This is a genomic window from Providencia sp. PROV201 (assembly GCF_028479545.1).
Taxonomy (GTDB): Bacteria; Pseudomonadota; Gammaproteobacteria; order Enterobacterales; family Enterobacteriaceae; genus Providencia; species Providencia huaxiensis.
The window spans coordinates 35,811-54,136 of the sequence record NZ_JAMPNW010000019.1 but is presented as its reverse complement, the minus strand read 5'-3'; the positions used below and the strand labels follow the sequence as shown (position 1 = coordinate 54,136).

Sequence of the window (18,326 nt, the reverse complement as noted above, 5' to 3'; positions counted from 1 at the left end):
AGATGATTATGATGAATAAAAATATGATAAAAACAGAAAATTGGCCGATCTGTGAGATGAATATATTTCCCTCTACTATGGATGAAACACGTTTGTGGTTAGAAGAGATGGATATGTTATTGGCGAGAAGAAATGAATTTGTCTTGATATACCCGCCAGTGGTTAAAAAAGAAAAACCATCATCAGAAGATATGCAAAGTATGAAATATGTGCGTCGTTGGTTAAAAGACACTAAAGAAGCGATGGAACAGCATTGTCGCGCCCTAGTTATTACGTTACAACCCGATGGCCGAGATAAAGAGGAGATGGAACGCATGGCACCTATGCTGTCTGCGTTATATGGCCCTCAGGTTTTAATCGCAGCGGATGGAACAACAGCAAAAGAGCAGGCCCAATCAGTTTTAGCCTAGTTGATTGTGTGTTTACTGATTTTACGGATATAGCTGGCGATGATATCAACAGACATAGCAATTTGCTGTTGAATAAATTCATCGCTGGGCTTGAAATCAGCAATACAGAAAGTGGTGATAAAGACATCCGCTTTTAGCATTTCTAGGTAACGCGAAGAAATACTTAATAATGTTTTTTCATCCACTTTAACATCAGGAAGTAAAGCTAATTTTTGTGTTAATAAGCGATAGCTTTTTACTGGGCCTTGCTCAAAAAACGCGTGCGTTATTTCAGGGAAACGGTTGTATTCACCTAATATTAACCGATATAACCCAATGGATTCAGGCTTAAGTACATTTAATAAAAATCGAGAGCCATAAAAAGAAAGTATAGACTCAATCGTATCTAATGGGGGCATTTTTTCATCAGGTTCTTGAAAAATATCATCAATCATAGATGCAATAACAGCGGCAAATAACCCTTCTTTATCCCCAAAGTTTTTATATAAAGTTGTTCGAGAGCCCCCAGCTCTTTCAATAATCATATCCAATGTTGCGCCTTCAAACCCATATTGCAGAAAAATTTCAGTTGCCGCAGCGATCAAAGCCTGTTGACGACGTCGGCCTTTTGGGGTTTTAGCTGTAAGAGGGTTATTCATGAATGGTTAATCCTGCTATTTGTCTTCAAATAAGAAAGTAACATAACAAATTTTACTGAAATAGTTTAAATCACGTGACCTCAATCATAGATTTACCTGAAAGAGATCATCATTTAAGCTGATATTTGTCTTTATGATATTTATAAAGATTAACATGTTTAGGATGATATCTGAATGGTTGTCATAATGTTGGGGGCAAGATGACAGAGCATGCATTAAATGAACAAAAAATAGACCAAAATGATCCCGTTAATCAGCAACGTGAAGTAACTCGGCTCTGTATTGAGTGTGGTTTATTGTTATTGCAACATGGTGCTGAAAGTATGCTCGTCGAACAATTGACGACTCGTCTGGGAATTGCGCTTGGGGCAAGTCAAGTTGATAGTGCTATCTCATCTAATTCATTGGTTTTAACCACTATAATTGATGGCCGTTGCTTAACGTCAACGCGACGTATTATTGACCGTGGTATAAATATGCATGTTGTTACTGAAGTTCAGCATGCAGTAATTTTAGTTGAACACCATTTATTAGACCGAAAACAATTACAAAAGAAATTATCATCAATTAAACCGTTACGTTATCCTCGATGGTTAATGGTTTTGATGGTGGCTTTATCTTGCGCTTGTTTCAGCAAGTTGAATGGAGGAGGGTGGGAGAGTGCGTTAATTACATTTTTAGCCAGTGGTTGTGCAATGTATGTTCGGCAAGTATTAACCTCCCATCAAATGAACCCGCTAATTAATTTTTGTATTACTGCGTTTGTCGCGACAACCGTTTCCGGCTTATTACTGAAAATACCGTATTTGGCGGTCACAGAAACGATTTCGATGGCTGCCAGTGTATTGCTTTTAGTTCCAGGCTTTCCATTAATTAATGCAGTCGCGGATATGTTTAAAGGGCATGTTAATACAGGATTAGCGCGCTGGACAATGGCGAGCCTTCTTACTTTGGCTACCTGCATTGGCGTTGTATTAGCAATGACAGTCTGGGGTTTAAAAGAATGGGCATAGAATTTCTATTCTCTTTATGTGAGAAAATGCTATTAGCCGCTATACCGGCCGCGGGGTTTGCGATGGTATTTAATGTGCCTGTAAGGGCATTGAAATATTGCGCCTTATTAGGTGCTATTGGCTATGGTTTTAGAATGATACTGATGACACTCGGCTTGCAAATTGAGTGGGCAAGTTTTCTTGCGGCAATTTTAATTGGTATTATTGGTATTCAGTGGTCGCGTTGGTGGTTAGCCCATCCTAAAGTGTTTACTGTTGCCGCCGTGATCCCAATGTTCCCAGGTATTAGTGCCTATATTGCAATGATTTCAGTAGTAAAAATATCGCAATCTGGTTATGACCCTGAATTAGTTGAGATCTTAGTGACTAATTTCTTAAAGGCCTCCTTCATTGTTGGAGCTTTGTCTATTGGTATTTCTTTACCTGGTTTATGGTTATATCGCAAAAGACCAAGTGTGTAATTTTTAAGGGATGGCTTACGGGTATTCCTGCTATATCCGTTAGTCATACCTTGCTCTTTTACTAATAAGAGTTAGAAATTCTATTAAAGCTGCATAAATTCTGATGTGGTGGTGAACTATAAAATTGAGTCATCGCTGATATCATTAATGCTACTATTTGATTAGAATATGTGATATTTCTTCTTATGCATTAATGTGTTAGAGGAAAAACTAACGCATTCATTTAAATTCTTCGCATATATTCTTATTAGTGGTGTTATTTTGAAACAATTTAGCTTGTCCAAATATTATCAATTCGTTTTTTCGGTTCTATTATTTATTTTTTCTGCTTTTTCGTTTTCTGCACCAAATTCATTTACTGAAGCCAAAATGCTGAGTAAAACTCAGGTTTATGCAGATCAAAACCACCAAGGTGAGGGAACAATATACTGCGGCTGCCAGTGGGAATGGGTAGGAAAAAGCGGGGGGAAAGTCGATTTAGCCTCTTGCGGCTATCAAGTGCGTAAACAACAGAACCGAGCTGAACGTATTGAATGGGAGCATATTGTTCCTGCATGGGTGTTTGGTCATCAAAGACAATGCTGGCAAAAAGGGGGGCGAAAAAACTGTGTGTCTAGTGACCCTATTTTTGGCCGAATGGAAGCAGATATGCATAATTTAGCGCCTTCTATTGGTGAGGTGAATGGTGATAGAAGCAACTTTAGTTTTGGGCAATTACCTACTAATACGCCGTACCCATACGGAATGTGCCGCAGCCGAGTTGATTTTAAACAAAAAGTCTTTGAACCAAGGAATGAGGCTAAAGGGCAAGTAGCCCGAGTATATTTCTATATGCATGACCGTTATAACTTGTCTATGTCACGTCAACAGCAACAGTTATTGATGGCGTGGGATAATAAATATCCTCCAACGTCTTGGGAAATCAAGCGAGATAATCGAATCGCTAAAATTATGGGGCATCATAACCCATTTGTGACAGGGGAGAAAAAATGGAGTTTAAACCATAAAAATGGCGCAGAGGGAGTTAATGTTTCTCCAGTTTCACCTTTGATTCAGACTAAGATAATAGAAAATAAATCTATTGTACCAGATACGGTTGAAATTAAAGGGAATCGTAATTCAAAAAAATATCATTTTTCACATTGCGCTAGCTTCAATACCATTGCCGATAAAAATGCAGTTATTTTCACTAATGAACAAGCAGCTAAAGCCGCAGGTTTTGAGTTAGCGGGAAATTGTAAAAGACGCTAATTATCTTGTAAGCCACAGTAGTTAATTCACTGATTACTGTGGTTTTATTTCTTGTTTTTATGCGTGATAACGAAAATCTTTAATAAACTTCTAAAATTTTGTTGGAAAAATGTTGCATTATTAAAAAAAATGACGCTATATTTAAAGCAAATGAAAACTGCAATAAAAACATGGACTCATTGAGGTACAAAAAATATTGTAGTTTGTCATATTACTGTCATATAGATTCATTAGTTTAAAAGTATCGCTGCTACAGGAGAAACTAATGGGAAATACGTGTTTATTCACACGAATTCGAAGCCGGTTATCACTCCATCATGAAATTTCCATGGTGAGATTGGTAACCGGTTTTTTTATTAGCCGACTTATGGCACCAAGTTACAGCCACAATCGATATTTGACCATTAACTTTGAGCTTGAAGGGAGCTCCTCTCTGTTTGGAATAGTCCGTCATTTGAATTGACATCACTGATACCGGGAAGGGTTAATACTATGAGTAGACAGAAAGCTGCAACAAAGGTACGTCGTGAAATGAAACGTTCATCACGTAAAGAGCGTTCAGGTCGTTTTGATATCAATAACGTCGCATCATTTGCTGAATATACAGGCATTGAAGCTATCGGTATGGCAAAAGAACGTCGTGATGAATCCCCTATATTACCCAGAAATGAAGCTCAAAAACTCTATATTAATTCCATTAAACATAAGCAACTCATTTTTGCGAATGGTGAAGCGGGTTGTGGTAAAACCTATATCAGTACTGCACTGGCGGCTGATGCGTTAATTCATAAAGATATCAATAAGATTATTGTAACAAGGCCCGTTCTTCAAGCGGAGGAAGATCTCGGTTTTTTACCGGGTGATATGTCAGAAAAATTTGCGCCGTACTTTCGCCCTGTTTATGACGTATTGGTGAAAAGACTGGGGGCATCCTTTTTGCAGTATTGTTTGCGTCCTGAAATTGCCAAAGTGGAAATAGCGCCATTTGCTTATATGCGAGGCCGAACATTTGAAAATGCTGTCGTGATATTAGATGAAGCTCAGAATGTTACCGTCACTCAAATGAAAATGTTTTTAACTCGGCTTGGTGAAAATGTGACGGTGATTGTCAATGGTGATGTGACCCAGTGTGACTTGCCTGAAGGTGTGTCCTCAGGGTTAGCTGATGCATTACAACGTTTTAGTAGTGATGAAATGGTATCAATGGTGAACTTTACTATTGAGGATTGTGTGAGGTCACAATTGTGCCATAAAGCATTGCTGGCCTATAACGATTGATCAAGATATTCATTAATCCTATGCCCTACGATTTGCTTGCAGGGCATAGGTTAAATTATAGGGACAACTGACTAGTGGTAGAGCATTTCATGTACGATTTGCTCATCGGTAAGAGTATATGGGTAATAGGTTGGCCAATTTTCTAGCTGGCTTAATAATTTTTCCTGGGATTCATTTCCCATATACAGGTGGAAATGCCCTGAAGTCTGAGGCTCAATAATATGGTCACTAAATTGGATAAATTTAGGTGCTTTTGAGTTTGCATCTTTGCATTCAAACAAGTAACGAACACCTTTTTTCCCTGAAGTATAGTGCAGAATTTTGTAACCCGCGTAGTCATATTTACAGCTGCTTACGTTCCCGTTTTGGGTAAATTCAATAACATCATTTTCAATGCCAATACTGTTAACATCAGTGGCATAGCCTTTTTTATAATATTCACGATACTCTTCAACCGTTTTGTCTTTATTTTTCTTGGCCTTACTTTCTAGAACCTCATCAAGTTTTCCATTTAATAGCAATGGATTTACAGATTCCCAGATGCCTTGCCAATCACTAAGAGATCTATCTTTGACATCAGTATCCTCAAAAATCCCTTTTGAAGCTTGTAGCGCTTTCTCTGATTGTGGATGGGAATGACTATGTGAGCCATGAGCAACAGCGGTATAACTAGTGAGCGCTAATGCAATATAAAGACTAGTTTTTAAAATTGCCATTTTGTACACAGTGGTTTTCCTATTTTTGTAGTGAATATAAAGATTATAAAAAACCATTATGTTATAACATAACATTTGATGGTATGAAAAGTATTTTAGGGAGTTTATTGTTGGGGAAAATAATGGCTAATAATTTGATGAAGGTAGGCAAGATCAGGAAATAAGTTCGCTTATTAGCATTTATAGACCAACAAGCGAACTAAATATTTGAATTGAAGTTAATCGTCAGGGTTATCCATTACAGCATGGCGCTCATGATGGTAACCTTCCTCATCATAGCCATATCGCCAATAAGGGATTGCATAGATATCATCACGGCCAAAACCTTTTTCACGACGAATATAACGACGCAGATCACGAATAATTTGGTCTTCACCCGCAATCCAGAAAGCGCAGTCGCTGCTTGGGATCTCCCAAGACTTAAACGTGCTAATCAATTCAGCGGTTTTGGTGATATCACCACAAACCCAAATCACTTCAACTTGTTCTGGTTTTTTCAGTTCTCTCACGTCTTTTGGGTTATCTAACCGTAGTACAACTTTGCCTTGGGCATTCGCTGGCATTTTCTCTAATAATGCGGCGATAGCGGGTAGGGAACTGGAGTCACCAGCCATAAAGTAGTGTTGCCTTGCAGGTAATAATGGGTCTGGACCACCTGGATTGGTAATTCCCATCCAATTTCCGGGCTTTGCATCCCGAGCAAATAGATATGCAGGGCCAGTTGCGCCATCGTGCATAGCAAATTCAATATCTATCTCGCTAACTTCTGGACGGATGGCTCTGACGGAATAAGTACGAACAAATGGGCGAGGTTTGTCTTCTGGCCAGCTACGGCCTTCTTTACTTAGGATAGGGAGTGCGGGCTGGCTGATTAAATCAGGGGCTAAAAATATTTTCAGATGCCCACCTTCACAATCTGTTGGGTATGTATTGAGTCTTTCACCTGTGAAAGTAATACTACGAATAGATGGGCTGATATCGGTAATGGATTTAACTTGAATAAGCTGTGGTGGAGCCGGGCGATAGATGTTTTTTTCAACAGGTTGTTCAGTGGCCACGGACGATCTCCTTTATTAATGATAATTTTATTATATGGTAATTATTATCATTATCATGAATAAATTTGTAAGTTGCAACCGCTAGTGAGTGATTGGGGGCGGATATTTATGAAGAGAGATTTTCAGCAGAAGATAGGGCAACTCATAGTGATGAGCCATTGATTTTAATAAAAATGCCGTATGACTTTTAGTCTACGGCATATAGAAAAGTTAATTACTTCACTTTCATTCCAGCGGCGGTCATCATCAATTTAAATACTGACGAAAATGCAAACAATGCGAGTACACTTCCGAACCAGATGATAGCCATCCAACCGAGTTTTTTCCACCAAGGAGAGGCACTCACGCTATCAGTGGTAGCCTTGCTCTGGGGTAATTTTTCCTCTGAAGACATAGTAACTCCAATAGGTATAAACCAAAATAACAGGAATGATGAATAACGCACCGACTAACATAAAGCCTAAACTTTCGGATGGGCCTGCGGCATCACGGAAACTGACTGCGGGTGGAATGAGTGTCGGCCAAATACTGATGCCTAAACCAGTAAACCCAAGGAAAATTAACATTAAAGCCGCTAAGAATGGCACGCTATCGAACCGTTGGCGCTTAGCACTTTTTAGGATCAACCAAGTACAGCCTAATACCAGTAATGGAACCGGTAAGAAAAAGAACAGATTTGGCAGGGTGAACCAACGCTCAAAGACTGCGTCATTTAACATTGGGGTCCAGAAGCTGATCACTGCTATGACCGCTAACATCAGTAATGTTAATGGCCGTAGGACACGATACAGGGTGCTACGTAAGTGGCCCTCCGTTTTCATGATCAACCAACCACAAGCTAATAGCGCATAAGCAACGACGAGGCCAAATCCGCAAAACAGTGGGAAAGGTGAGAACCAATCGAAATAACCACCCATGTAAACACGGTTTTCCACATGGAAGCCTTGGATAAAGGCACCAACTACCACACCTTGAACAAAGGTGGCAAAAATTGAACCCCAAATAAAGGCGTGATCCCAATGGCGGCGGTGTGATTCATCCGCTCTAAAGCGAAACTCAAAGGCGACACCACGGAAAATCAAGGCCAATAACATGAAAGTTAATGGAATTGACAACGCATCAAGGACAATCGCATAAGCGAGAGGAAAAGCACCAAATAGTGCTGCCCCACCTAAAACCAACCAAGTTTCATTGCCATCCCACACAGGGGCAACGCTATTCATCATCAGATCACGGTCTTGGCTGTCTTTTAGCGCAGGGTAAAGGATCCCGATGCCTAAATCGAACCCATCCATAACAATATACATCAACATACTAAATACGATGATGACAAACCAAATGAGAGGTAAATCAATGCCCATGAGCTGCGTCCTCCGCGATGCCTTTACGAATTAATTTCATCATGTACATGTAGCCGATACCGAACACCCCACCGTAAACCACAAAGAAGGCGATTAAACTGATACTCATGTGCATTTCACCATGTGCACTGACTGCATCAGAGGTTCGTTGTAGCCCATAAACAACCCATGGCTGTCGGCCTATTTCTGTTGTAAACCAACCCGCTAAAATGGCAATCAAACCAGAAGGAGCCATGACGAACATAAAGCGTAGGAAGGTTTTGGATTCATACAGGTTTTTACGATAACGCAGCCATAAACCCCAGACTCCAGCCGCTATCATTAATAAGCCGAGCCCGACCATTACGCGGAATGACCAAAACACCATAAACACGTTAGGCCTATCTTCTGGCGCGTATTCTTTTAGCGCAGGTACTTGTTTGTCGATACTGTGGGTTAAAATCAGGCTTGCTAAATAAGGGATTTCGATAGCAAATTCTGTTTTTTCTTTTTCTTGGTTTGGTATACCAAATAAGATAAGCGGAGTGGCTTCTCCAGGTTTATTTTCCCAGTGACCTTCCATTGCAGCCACTTTAACAGGTTGATGTTTAAGTGTGTTTAGCCCATGAGCATCCCCGATTAAAGCTTGAACTGGGGCTAAAATCAAAATCAACCACAGGGACATGGAAAACATTTTTTTCATGGCGCTGGACTTGTTGCCTTTGAGCAAGTGCCAAGCCGCAGATGCACCAATAAAAAATGCTGCCGCAAGGAATGCTGCGGTGGTCATATGCAATAAACGATAAGGGAAAGAGGGGTTGAAGATAACCGCAAACCAATCAACGGGAACAATGCGCCCATCAATAATTTCAAAGCCTTGCGGTGTTTGCATGAAACTGTTGGAGGCTAGGATCCAGAACGTGGAAATAATCGTTCCCAACGCGACCATGCAAGTGGCGAAAAAATGTAATTTTTCACCTACACGGTTCATTCCAAATAGCATAACGCCAAGGAAACCGGCCTCTAAGAAGAATGCGGTAAGCACCTCATAAGTGAGAAGCGGCCCTGTAATACCCCCTGCAAAATCTGAGAAAAAGCTCCAGTTAGTGCCGAATTGGTATGCCATGACCAAGCCAGAAACAACGCCCATTCCGAAGTTAACGGCAAAAACTTTTGACCAAAAATGGAACAGTTTTATATAGTCTTCATCACGAGTTTTAAGCCATAAACCTTGTAGCACCGCAAGGTAACTTGCCAGCCCAATAGTAATGGCGGGAAAAATAATATGAAACGAGACCGTAAAAGCGAATTGTATACGGGCAAGTTCCAGCGCAGTTAGTCCAAACATATTGACCCCTGAGTGGATATGTTAATGGCACGCAATATTTAACGTTCTGATGAGAGCAATTGAGGCGCTAATCCTTAGCAAAAGGAATTGCTCACAACGGAGTGCAAAATAACCGCAATCCAACGAAAAATTTTTTGTGCTTATAGTTAAAAAAAAGTCAGGTGAATGTGTGGATAAGTAGAACATGAGACGATAAACTATAATAGTAACAATTATTGGGATATTAACTATAACAGTTGAGGCGGCTATGACGAGATACGAACAATTAGCAGCGCAAATTCGTCAGCAAATTGAAGACAATATCTGGCAAGTGGGCGACAGATTACCTTCATTGAGGGAAAGTGTTAAACAGTCAGGCTTAAGTTTAATGACTGTAGTACAAGCATACCAGTTGCTTGAAAGCCAAGGGTGGGTCGTTGCTCGCCCGCAATCAGGGTATTACGTGGCAAACCGTAATAACGCATTTGCTGCCGCAAAAGGAGGAAAAGGGCTACATTTGAATGAAAATGTAGAGATTAACGCCTCTATTTTTGGTGTCCTACAGGCTTGTAAGGACCCGAATATTATCCCATTTGGCTCCGCATTTCCAGAGCCTGCCTTATTGGATGACCCAAAACTCGCGAAGTCTCTTGCGTCTGTCGCTAGGCGTTTATCTAAATTTAATACACCAGCTAATTTGCCACCTGGTAATGAACAACTGCGCCGTAACATTGCTCAGCGCTATGCAACTCAAGGGATCCATGTCGCTCCCGATGAAATCGTGATCACAGCAGGGGCAATGGAATCTTTGGTTCTGAGTTTACAATCGGTGACTCAGCCCGGGGATTGGGTGGTTATCGAATCTCCTGCATTCTATGGTTCACTTCAGGCAATTGAGCGGTTAAAACTTAAGGCGATAGCCATTAAAACAGACCCGCTATTTGGTATTGATCTTGACGCATTAGAGGATATTGCGAGCAAATATCCAATTAAAGCCTGTTGGCTAATGACGCATTATCAAAATCCATTAGGCGGAACGATGCCGCAAACAAACAAAAGACGTCTGGTAGATATCCTTAATAAGCATCAAATTACTTTAATTGAGGACGATGTCTATGGGGAACTTTATTTTGGCAGCAAACAGCCGATACCTGCCAAGGCACTAGACACCAAAGGTAATTTCTTTCATTGTTCTTCATTTTCAAAATGTTTAGCCCCGGGGTATCGCGTGGGTTGGGTGGCCGCCGGCCAACACGCGACAAAAATTCAACATTTACAAATGATGAGCACCGTTTCTGCCAGCGTTCCCACGCAATTAGCTATTGCAGAGTACTTATCATTAGGGGGATATGACAGTCACTTGCGTAAACTGCGTTTAACAATGGAGCAACGTCAGCACCAAATGTTGAGTGCAATAGCAAAATACATGCCTCCATCAGTAAAAGTGAATACACCAAAAGGTGGGTATTTTTTATGGTTAGAATTTGAGCCACCATTTAATGCTATTCGTTTATATCAGCTCGCATTAAAAGAGGGGATCAGCATCGCACCTGGCAGTATGTTTTCCACAAGCGACCAGTTTAATCATGCATTTCGCCTTAATGCATCGTTTACATGGAATGAGAGGGTGGAAGAAGCAATGAAAACATTAGGCCGCTTATGTCACTTTTTAATCAACGAGAGGCGTGATTAGTCACATTATCGTTGCTAATTCATTGCTTAGAAAGATTAACTTTGCGAATCTAAGTATAAATCTAAATGTATTAGCAGCAACAGATGGGAGGTAATGTGAAAATAAAATGTTTTGATATAAAGGAGTTACCTATCCTGAATTGGCATGATGGTGCGGGGACTAGCCAAGAAGTATTTTGCTGGCCTGTTGCATCAGACTATTCATTACGCGCAAGTATTGCAACCATCGAGCAAGATAGCTATTTAAAGCGCTATGCAGAAGGCGAAAGGCTGGTGGTATTGTTGAATGACCAGTCTCTTCTTTTAACTGATACTAAAGCATTTGAGTGCCGACTTGAACGCGCTGGTGACCATGCTCAATTTTCAGCTCAGCAATTTTGCGCAATAAAAGTCTTACAGCCATCAGTTCAGTTAATGAATTTTATTTTTCGAGGTGATCGGTGGGGGGCTAAAAGTTATTTCATCACTGAAGATTATAAATTACCCGCCAACCAAGCGGGATTAGTCTACGTACTAAAGGGTGAATGGGACATTTCAGGGGCAAATTGCCATCTTCTGGCCCAAGGACAAGGCGCGTGGTGGTTACCTGATATCGGTGAAGGAGAGATTAAACCACTTAGCACCGATAGCAAGTTGATCTGGATTGAATTATTACCTCGCTAACTGGTCGCTAAACCAATAGCCGCTAGTGTTAGCATGCCACCAGCAACACCTTCGGTTATACGGCGTTTTTTATCATTATAAGCGCGCTTATTATGCATGGATGCAAATAGTGCACCTATCACACCGTAGATCACGACACATGAAAGTATAAAAGTGGCTGAGAGTATCAAGGACTGAACGGCGACACTTTCTGTCAGCTTAATGAAGTTTGGTAAAATAGCGAAATATACCAGTAGCCCTTTAGGGTTAAGGAAGCTAGTCAGAAAGGCTTTACCTACTACCGCTTTTGTCGACACAGTTTGAATTTTTAGCTCCCCAGCTCTCATCGCAGATAACACCATCCGAGCAGCAAGATAAGTGACATAAGCGACGCCAACCCATTTAATGGTGTAGAAAATCATGGGGGATGCTGCAACAATTGCGGCTAAACCAAGCGCAGCTAGGATCGCATGTGCCCCATAGCCCAGTATAATACCTAAATTAGCTTTCAAGGCCGCTGAGGTTCCTCCCGATAATCCTTGTGCGGAAATAAACAGAATATCTGGGCCTGGTGTGCATACCAAGGGAATGACGGTTGCGCTAAATAAGAGTAAGGTCTGTAACTCCATTTTAATTCCTCATTGTTGTTCGTCGTTATTTCACGCAACTGGCCAGTAGCGATAAAATTATAGCGATAATCCAATGATATTGGATTTTTTTATTGCTTTAAAACAAACAAAAATTGGTATTTAATATCATTAATTAATATAAAATTGAGGTTGAATGCCAATGAAGCAAACTGAACTAAAACTGGATGCTATTGATAGACGGATCTTACAAGTTTTACAAAGAGATGGAAAAATTCAGAATATTGAATTAGCGAAAGAAGTCGGCCTTTCTCCGTCTCCTTGCTTACGTCGCGTGAAATTGCTTGAAGAAGCTGGGATTATCAAGCGTTATGTGGCGGTGCTGGATGGGAGTAAAATTGGAGCGGGTCTTTCTTTATTTGCACGTATTTGGTTTAAAACACAAGATGCTAAGACCATCAACCAATTCGTTGAAGACATTAAACAGATGCCTGAAGTTGTAGAATGCCATCTAATGGCAGGGGAATGTGATGTATTGATCCGTATTGTGACACAAGACTTAGCTTCTTATCGTCGTTTTCATGCAGACCATTTAACACAAATTAGCAGCATTCAGAGTATTAAGACGGAGGTGCCAATGGAAACGGTGAAAGTCACTTATGCTTTGCCGCTTTAGAATAGTGACTCGGTTTTATTTATTAGAAATAATTATTTTTATAAGACAAAATTAATTAAATAATACAAAAAATGAATAAATAATTAATTTTTGAATTTCAATTTTACAAATTGAAATATTATTACGTTATTTTTAATATTGATGGATTAGTTTGATTCTCTTTTTTAGATTATTATCTAACTGGTTATTTTATTTTTATATAACGATTTGTTTATTTGATGAGATAACTCTTATATGTTCACAACGCTGTTGAGTAATAGCTTACTCATGACGAAAGTGCTATCTAATTAGTTGATATGTAAATAATGAAAGGGAAGTTTTTTTGATCCTGCGCAACATCACTTCACGTTAATTACTTATACTGTTAATAATCCAAAATTAAAATAATGCGAATATTTCTTATTTAAAAAATATTTTCAATTTAATCGGTAACGATGTGAGTCTTTATAAGCATTTTTCTAATTGTCACAGGTATTGTAATACCCGTCTATTAATTGATTATTTGTGATCTGAGTCTAATTGAAAATTCACCGAATAATAGAAATTATTTTCTCATAAATTTAAGGAAAATTTATGATTTATCCTATTACTGATAGAACAATATCTACAGTAAATAATCAAAAATTTAAGCGTTATGCTATCCGCTATTTAGATATTGAACAGCAAACACAGCAGGCAATTATAGAATATGGCCTCAATTTTGAAGCGCCTTTTGAACAGCAACGTGAGATTGAACAACTCAAACTAGATATAAAAAGTAAAGGCGCAATTTTTGCGAACAATGGAAAAAGTATACATTGTAATTGGCTATCAAGTGCTTGCGTACAATGTCGTACAGGAGAAGGGAGCCACACAACATTTTTGTCCTTAAAATGCCATCGCGATTGTTACTTTTGTTTTAACCCAAATCAAGAAAACTATCAGGAATTTCAACAGGAAATGCGTGATGCTATTGGGGAAGTTGACGCAATAGCAGAACAAGGTTACCCACTTACCCATATCGCGCTAACCGGGGGGGAGCCTCTACTTTTTCGCCAAGAAAGTATCGCATTTTTCCAAGCAGTCCAACAGAAATTACCTCAGACTCATAGCCGGTTGTATACAGCCGGTGACCCATTAGACCGAAATACCGCATTGGCTCTAGCGAAAGCAGGCCTACAAGAAATCCGCTTTAGTATCAAAATTGATGATCCTACAGAACGGATCACCAAAGTTTTACACCGTATCGCCTTAGCACGTGAGATTTTTCCATCAGTAATGGTGGAGATGCCTGTCATCCCCGGAACAGAAAAGCAGATGTATCAGTTACTTACTCAGCTTGATGATATTGGAATTGACGGTATCAATTTATTAGAGTTTTGTTTCCCACTAACAAATAGTGAAGCCTATCAATCTCGAGGGTTCAGGCTTAAAAACCCACCTTATGAGGTGTATTACAACTATTGGTATGCAGGTGGGTTAGCTGTTGCACAGAGTGAATTAGCCTGCCTTCGAGTTCTCAAATTCGCACTAGAAAATCAATTGTCTCTTGGGGTGCATTACTGCTCTTTAGAAAATAAACATACCGGGCAGGTATACCAAAACAATGCTTTTTTTGAAAACAATGAACAAATAATAGGAAAGCATTATTTTTTTTCCTCTCAGGATTATTTTTTTAAAAGTGCCAAAGTCTTTGGTGACGATTGTGAAAAGGTGGCAGTTTTACTGACACACGCTGGTGTTTCTTATCATCAAGAATTACTGCATGGATTTTTGCAGTTTAATCCTGAGGCAATTGGCTTATTAACCCCACTAGGCAAAATACCTATCGCATTGACTTCCCACATTATTGAGCCCGATGAACAGGGAAATCCTGTAATTAAAGAAGTCCGAATTGAACTTACAACACCAACTGAATTTTTACTGACAGACCTGCAGGGAAATATTTATGACTAATGACGACCAAATTGTAGATTTTCTGTATGCACGTCAATTTGCTTATGACGTACTACGACGTTTGTTTATGGAAGAACCAACGCCTGAGCTATTAAATTATTTGAGAGACTCGGGGTTACTGTTATTTCCTTGTGATGAAGTATTACCCGCGATGAAAAACGCGATAAATGACATGCATAAAGACTTAAATACGAGGCAGTTACAAGCCAACAACGATGATTTCGAAAATTTGCATTGGGACTTTACTCGCTTGTTTATAGGCCCAGAAGCCCCGCCAGCATCGCCATGGGAATCAACTTATGTTTCTCGTGACAAACTGCTATTTCAAGAAAGTACGTTAGCAGTGAAGTCTTTTTATGAACAGTATGACGTTTATTTGCCAGAAGGTGATATGGAAGCCGCTGACCATATTGGCTATGAGTTAGATTTTATGTGGCATTTAAGTCTGCGCATTACTGAGCTTATTGACAGCGAAACAGACCCTATTGATTGGCCCAAAGTGAACGCGTTATTACTCGGGTCTGCAACATTCTTGAATACCCATTTACTGGCTTTTATAACGCCGTTTTGCCGTTCAATGCATAACCACGCAGAAACATTATTCTATCGTCAATTAAGTTCATTACTTGAGCTTTTTTTACGTAATGATATTAAAAAAAATCAATGAGTTAGTAAATTTATAATAATAAAACAAAATGAAGAGGTAAGAGCAATGTCAGAAAGACAGAAAATAGCCTTAAGTCGCCGTTCATTTATAGCATGGACATCAGCGGCGTCAGTGATGGCTACGTTACCGCTGAGTAAGCAATTACATGCGGCAACACCAGAGGAAGAAAAAGCGGTTGTGCAAGCTACTGACGCAGTCACTCAAGGAAAATGGAAGCCTGTGGCCTGCTGGCACAACTGTGGGGGCCGCTGTGTCAATAAAGCATTGGTGGTTGATGGCGTCGTTGTTAGGCAAAAAACCGATGATGTGGTTGCCGACTCCCCTGATTTCCCACAGCAACGAGGTTGTTTGCGCGGACGTTCACAACGTAAACAAGTCTTTGGCGCGGACCGGTTGAAATATCCAATGAAGCGTAAAGGTTGGGCTCCCGGTGGTGGGGATAAAAGCTTACGAGGACGAGACCAATGGGTGCGCATCAGTTGGGATGAAGCATTAGATATTGTGGCATCAGAATCGAAACGTATTAAAGAAAAATATGGTCATGAATCGATTTGGATCACTGGTGGTAACGGCGTTGAAATCCAAAGCGTTTATGCAAAGGCTGGTGGATTTGTTGGCGATTGGGGAACAACCTCATGGGGCGCATGGTTTGAAACGCCCGCTCATTTAGGATTACTTGAAGGGTTTTATACCTTTGGTACCAATGACCGTTTTGATATGCGTAACTCCCAGTTAATTGTGATGTGGGGAGCTAACCCTGCATGGAGTAGCCCAGGCAGCCCAACCTATAATTATTATCAGGCGAAAAAAGCGGGGGCACGCTTTATTAGTATTGACCCAAGTTATACGACTACAGCGGAATTAATGGATGCAGATTGGTACCCCATCAACCCAGGTACTGACCATGCTTTAGCTCTGGGTATTATGTCTGCGTTATTAGAAATGGACAGCCCTGACAACCCATTGATTGATTGGGATTTCCTGCGCCGTTGTACAGTTGGTTTTGATGAAAGTAATATGCCAGCAGGTGCAGATCCGAAAGGGAACTTCAAAGATTATCTATTAGGTACCCATACGGGAGAGCCAAAAACACCAGAGTGGGCCTCTAATATTTGCGGTTTGTCAGCTAGCGACATTCGTACATTAGCGCGTGAAATCGGGGGGACCAACCGAGTTGCATTACTTACAGGTTGGGCTCCTGCACGAATTCATAATGGTGAAGGATGGGTACAAGTATTCTCAACATTAGGCTTTATGACTGGCCATATGGGAAGGCCTGGCCGCATGACTGGCGTAAGCTGCCACTATGCTGCGGGGAATAATGGAACTCGTTTAGTCATGGCGGGGGCAAGTGGCTTGCCGTCAGTACCAAACCCAGTTAGCTTGAAAATTAACCACAATGAGCTTAACCGTGCATTACTAGAGAAAAAATTCCGCCAACGTGGTGTGGGGGATGTCGATACAAATATCCAAATGATCATTCATCCATTCAATGCCACGTTACAAACACGAGCCAATATTGCGCAGAGCGTTGAAGCTTATCGTAAAGATGTGGAACTGGTTGTGACTGCAGCTTATGTTCCACATACCTGTGCGAAATATTCGGATATCGTCTTACCCGTGACCACGGAGTGGGAACGTGAAGGAACCATATTAAATCCAAGTAATCGTGAAGTTATTATAGCTGCAGTGAATGTGACACCACCACTTTATGAAGCAAAAAGTGACCAGTGGATCGCCAAAGAGATAGGTAAACGCCTTGGTGTTAATGTCGATGAAGTTTTTCCTATTTCTGAAAAGCAACAATTCTTCAATAAACTCAATGGTGCAACGATTATTGGTGAAGATGGTAAGACAACTGAGCCATTAATCACAGTAACTCAAGCGGATATTGATGAATAGCAAGTAACAGGTAAGCCACAGCAAGGCCGAATTACCCTCAATGAATTCCTTACTGTTGGGAAATATCAAGTAAAACGCACTTCTGATGATAACTATAGTTATATTGCCTATGAAGATTTTATTCGCGATCCTCAAGCCAATCCACGACCAACACCGAGTGGCAAATTCGAAATTTATTGTGAAACATTAGTCGAAAAAGCCGATGAATGTGGCTGGACTAAATTACCGCCAATTCCTGAATATATCCCGTCTGCAAGCGGTTATGAAGCAAGTTTTAATGATTTCTCGAAGAAGGAAAAAGGGGATTATCCATTCCAAATCTATAATCCGCACTACTTACGCCGCTCTCACAGCACGCTTGATAATGTGCCTTGGTTACGTGAACAGTGGCCAAGCCCAATTTATATCAATGCGTCTGATGCGAAACGTTTAGGTATTAAACACGGTGAAACTGTATTGATAACAAGCCCTCAAGGGAAGATTGTACGTCCTGCGTTAGTGACACAAACGATGAAGCCTGGTGTTGTGGCGCTACCACACGGTAGTTGGACAAATGTTGATGAAAAAACAGGGATAGATATGGCGGGAGCCGACAATACGCTAACCATTCAAGTCCCTACAGGGCTTGGTACATCAGGGTGGAACACGATGCTATGTAATATCGAAAAATGGCATGGTGACCAGTTAGTTCCAGATGCTGTAATTCCACAGCGTATTATATTTTAGGGGGCAA

Annotated in this window: 19 protein-coding genes; 12 read left to right on the top strand and 7 right to left on the bottom strand. The window is 40.4% G+C overall.

The genetic code is table 11. The features are described from left to right. Window positions 1–8 precede the first annotated feature (8 nt). On the top strand, window positions 9–410 hold the full coding sequence (locus tag PR809_RS15085; RefSeq protein WP_231068363.1) for a hypothetical protein: 402 nt from the start codon (window positions 9–11) through the stop codon (window positions 408–410). On the opposite strand, the gene PR809_RS15080 is transcribed toward PR809_RS15085, so the two are convergent. Continuing rightward, on the bottom strand, window positions 407–1,048 hold the full coding sequence (locus tag PR809_RS15080) for a TetR/AcrR family transcriptional regulator (protein WP_102139660.1): 642 nt from the start codon (window positions 1,046–1,048) through the stop codon (window positions 407–409). The two genes, PR809_RS15085 and PR809_RS15080, sit on opposite strands and share 4 nt — an antisense overlap. Before the next feature lie 200 nt (window positions 1,049–1,248). Between PR809_RS15080 and PR809_RS15075 the strand changes: the two genes are divergently transcribed. The 4 genes from PR809_RS15075 (at window position 1,249) to phoH (ending at window position 5,051) form a co-directional block, all read left to right on the top strand. After that, the gene (locus PR809_RS15075; protein WP_102139659.1) at window positions 1,249–2,061 is read left to right on the top strand and encodes a threonine/serine ThrE exporter family protein; all 813 of its coding nucleotides are present in this window, start codon (window positions 1,249–1,251) and stop codon (window positions 2,059–2,061) included. Then, window positions 2,052–2,522, top strand: a complete 471-nt coding sequence (locus tag PR809_RS15070) for a threonine/serine exporter (protein ID WP_206276811.1) — start codon at window positions 2,052–2,054, stop codon at window positions 2,520–2,522. Before PR809_RS15075 ends, PR809_RS15070 begins: the two co-directional genes overlap by 10 nt. A gap of 318 nt (window positions 2,523–2,840) precedes the next feature. Next, a complete protein-coding gene (locus PR809_RS15065; protein WP_229597604.1) occupies window positions 2,841–3,773 on the top strand; it encodes an endonuclease in 933 nt (310 codons plus the stop codon). A gap of 492 nt (window positions 3,774–4,265) precedes the next feature. Further along, complete coding sequence (phoH, locus tag PR809_RS15060) at window positions 4,266–5,051, top strand: phosphate starvation-inducible protein PhoH (RefSeq protein ID WP_195698615.1); 786 nt, start codon at window positions 4,266–4,268, stop codon at window positions 5,049–5,051. Between the two features lie 71 nt (window positions 5,052–5,122). Here the strand turns inward: phoH and zinT are convergent, their stop codons facing one another. From zinT to PR809_RS15035, 5 genes are all read right to left on the bottom strand, one after another. Continuing rightward, on the bottom strand, window positions 5,123–5,767 hold the full coding sequence (gene zinT, locus PR809_RS15055) for a metal-binding protein ZinT (RefSeq protein ID WP_166265422.1): 645 nt from the start codon (window positions 5,765–5,767) through the stop codon (window positions 5,123–5,125). Window positions 5,768–5,985: 218 nt separating this feature from the next. After that, window positions 5,986–6,825, bottom strand: coding sequence for a siderophore-interacting protein (locus PR809_RS15050; RefSeq protein ID WP_166265188.1), 840 nt, complete (start codon window positions 6,823–6,825; stop codon window positions 5,986–5,988). A gap of 214 nt (window positions 6,826–7,039) precedes the next feature. Beyond that, window positions 7,040–7,171 carry a DUF2474 domain-containing protein gene (locus tag PR809_RS15045; RefSeq protein ID WP_306821397.1) on the bottom strand — a complete coding sequence of 44 codons (132 nt, stop codon included), beginning with the start codon at window positions 7,169–7,171 and terminating at the stop codon, window positions 7,040–7,042. A gap of 4 nt (window positions 7,172–7,175) precedes the next feature. After that, window positions 7,176–8,186, bottom strand: coding sequence for a cytochrome d ubiquinol oxidase subunit II (gene cydB, locus PR809_RS15040; RefSeq protein WP_206276810.1), 1,011 nt, complete (start codon window positions 8,184–8,186; stop codon window positions 7,176–7,178). Further along, window positions 8,176–9,513: a cytochrome ubiquinol oxidase subunit I gene (locus tag PR809_RS15035; protein ID WP_102139652.1), complete on the bottom strand. Its 1,338-nt coding sequence runs from the start codon at window positions 9,511–9,513 to the stop codon at window positions 8,176–8,178. The genes cydB and PR809_RS15035 overlap by 11 nt, the downstream gene beginning before the upstream one ends. 247 nt (window positions 9,514–9,760) lie before the next feature. Here PR809_RS15035 and PR809_RS15030 point away from each other — a divergent pair, with 247 nt between their 5' ends. Together PR809_RS15030 and PR809_RS15025 are read left to right on the top strand one after the other, a co-directional pair. Continuing rightward, entirely contained in the window at window positions 9,761–11,185 is a 1,425-nt protein-coding gene (locus tag PR809_RS15030; RefSeq protein WP_102139651.1) for an aminotransferase-like domain-containing protein, read from the top strand. Window positions 11,186–11,280: 95 nt separating this feature from the next. Further along, window positions 11,281–11,847, top strand: coding sequence for a HutD/Ves family protein (locus PR809_RS15025; RefSeq protein WP_272524566.1), 567 nt, complete (start codon window positions 11,281–11,283; stop codon window positions 11,845–11,847). Here PR809_RS15025 and PR809_RS15020 read toward each other — a convergent pair. After that, a complete protein-coding gene (locus PR809_RS15020; protein WP_102139649.1) occupies window positions 11,844–12,455 on the bottom strand; it encodes a LysE family translocator in 612 nt (203 codons plus the stop codon). The two genes, PR809_RS15025 and PR809_RS15020, sit on opposite strands and share 4 nt — an antisense overlap. A gap of 154 nt (window positions 12,456–12,609) precedes the next feature. Between PR809_RS15020 and PR809_RS15015 the strand changes: the two genes are divergently transcribed. From PR809_RS15015 to PR809_RS20080, 5 genes are all read left to right on the top strand, one after another. Beyond that, the gene (locus PR809_RS15015; RefSeq protein ID WP_272524565.1) at window positions 12,610–13,089 is read left to right on the top strand and encodes an Lrp/AsnC family transcriptional regulator; all 480 of its coding nucleotides are present in this window, start codon (window positions 12,610–12,612) and stop codon (window positions 13,087–13,089) included. A 573-nt stretch (window positions 13,090–13,662) separates the two neighbouring features. Further along, a complete protein-coding gene (locus tag PR809_RS15010) occupies window positions 13,663–15,024 on the top strand; it encodes a radical SAM protein (RefSeq protein WP_166265176.1) in 1,362 nt (453 codons plus the stop codon). Further along, on the top strand, window positions 15,017–15,691 hold the full coding sequence (locus PR809_RS15005; protein WP_241098770.1) for a TorD/DmsD family molecular chaperone: 675 nt from the start codon (window positions 15,017–15,019) through the stop codon (window positions 15,689–15,691). Before PR809_RS15010 ends, PR809_RS15005 begins: the two co-directional genes overlap by 8 nt. Before the next feature lie 45 nt (window positions 15,692–15,736). Then, a complete protein-coding gene (locus PR809_RS15000) occupies window positions 15,737–17,593 on the top strand; it encodes a molybdopterin-dependent oxidoreductase (RefSeq protein WP_241098771.1) in 1,857 nt (618 codons plus the stop codon). Window positions 17,594–17,623: 30 nt separating this feature from the next. Continuing rightward, window positions 17,624–18,319, top strand: coding sequence for a molybdopterin dinucleotide binding domain-containing protein (locus tag PR809_RS20080; RefSeq protein ID WP_336298719.1), 696 nt, complete (start codon window positions 17,624–17,626; stop codon window positions 18,317–18,319). Window positions 18,320–18,326: the final 7 nt, after the last annotated feature.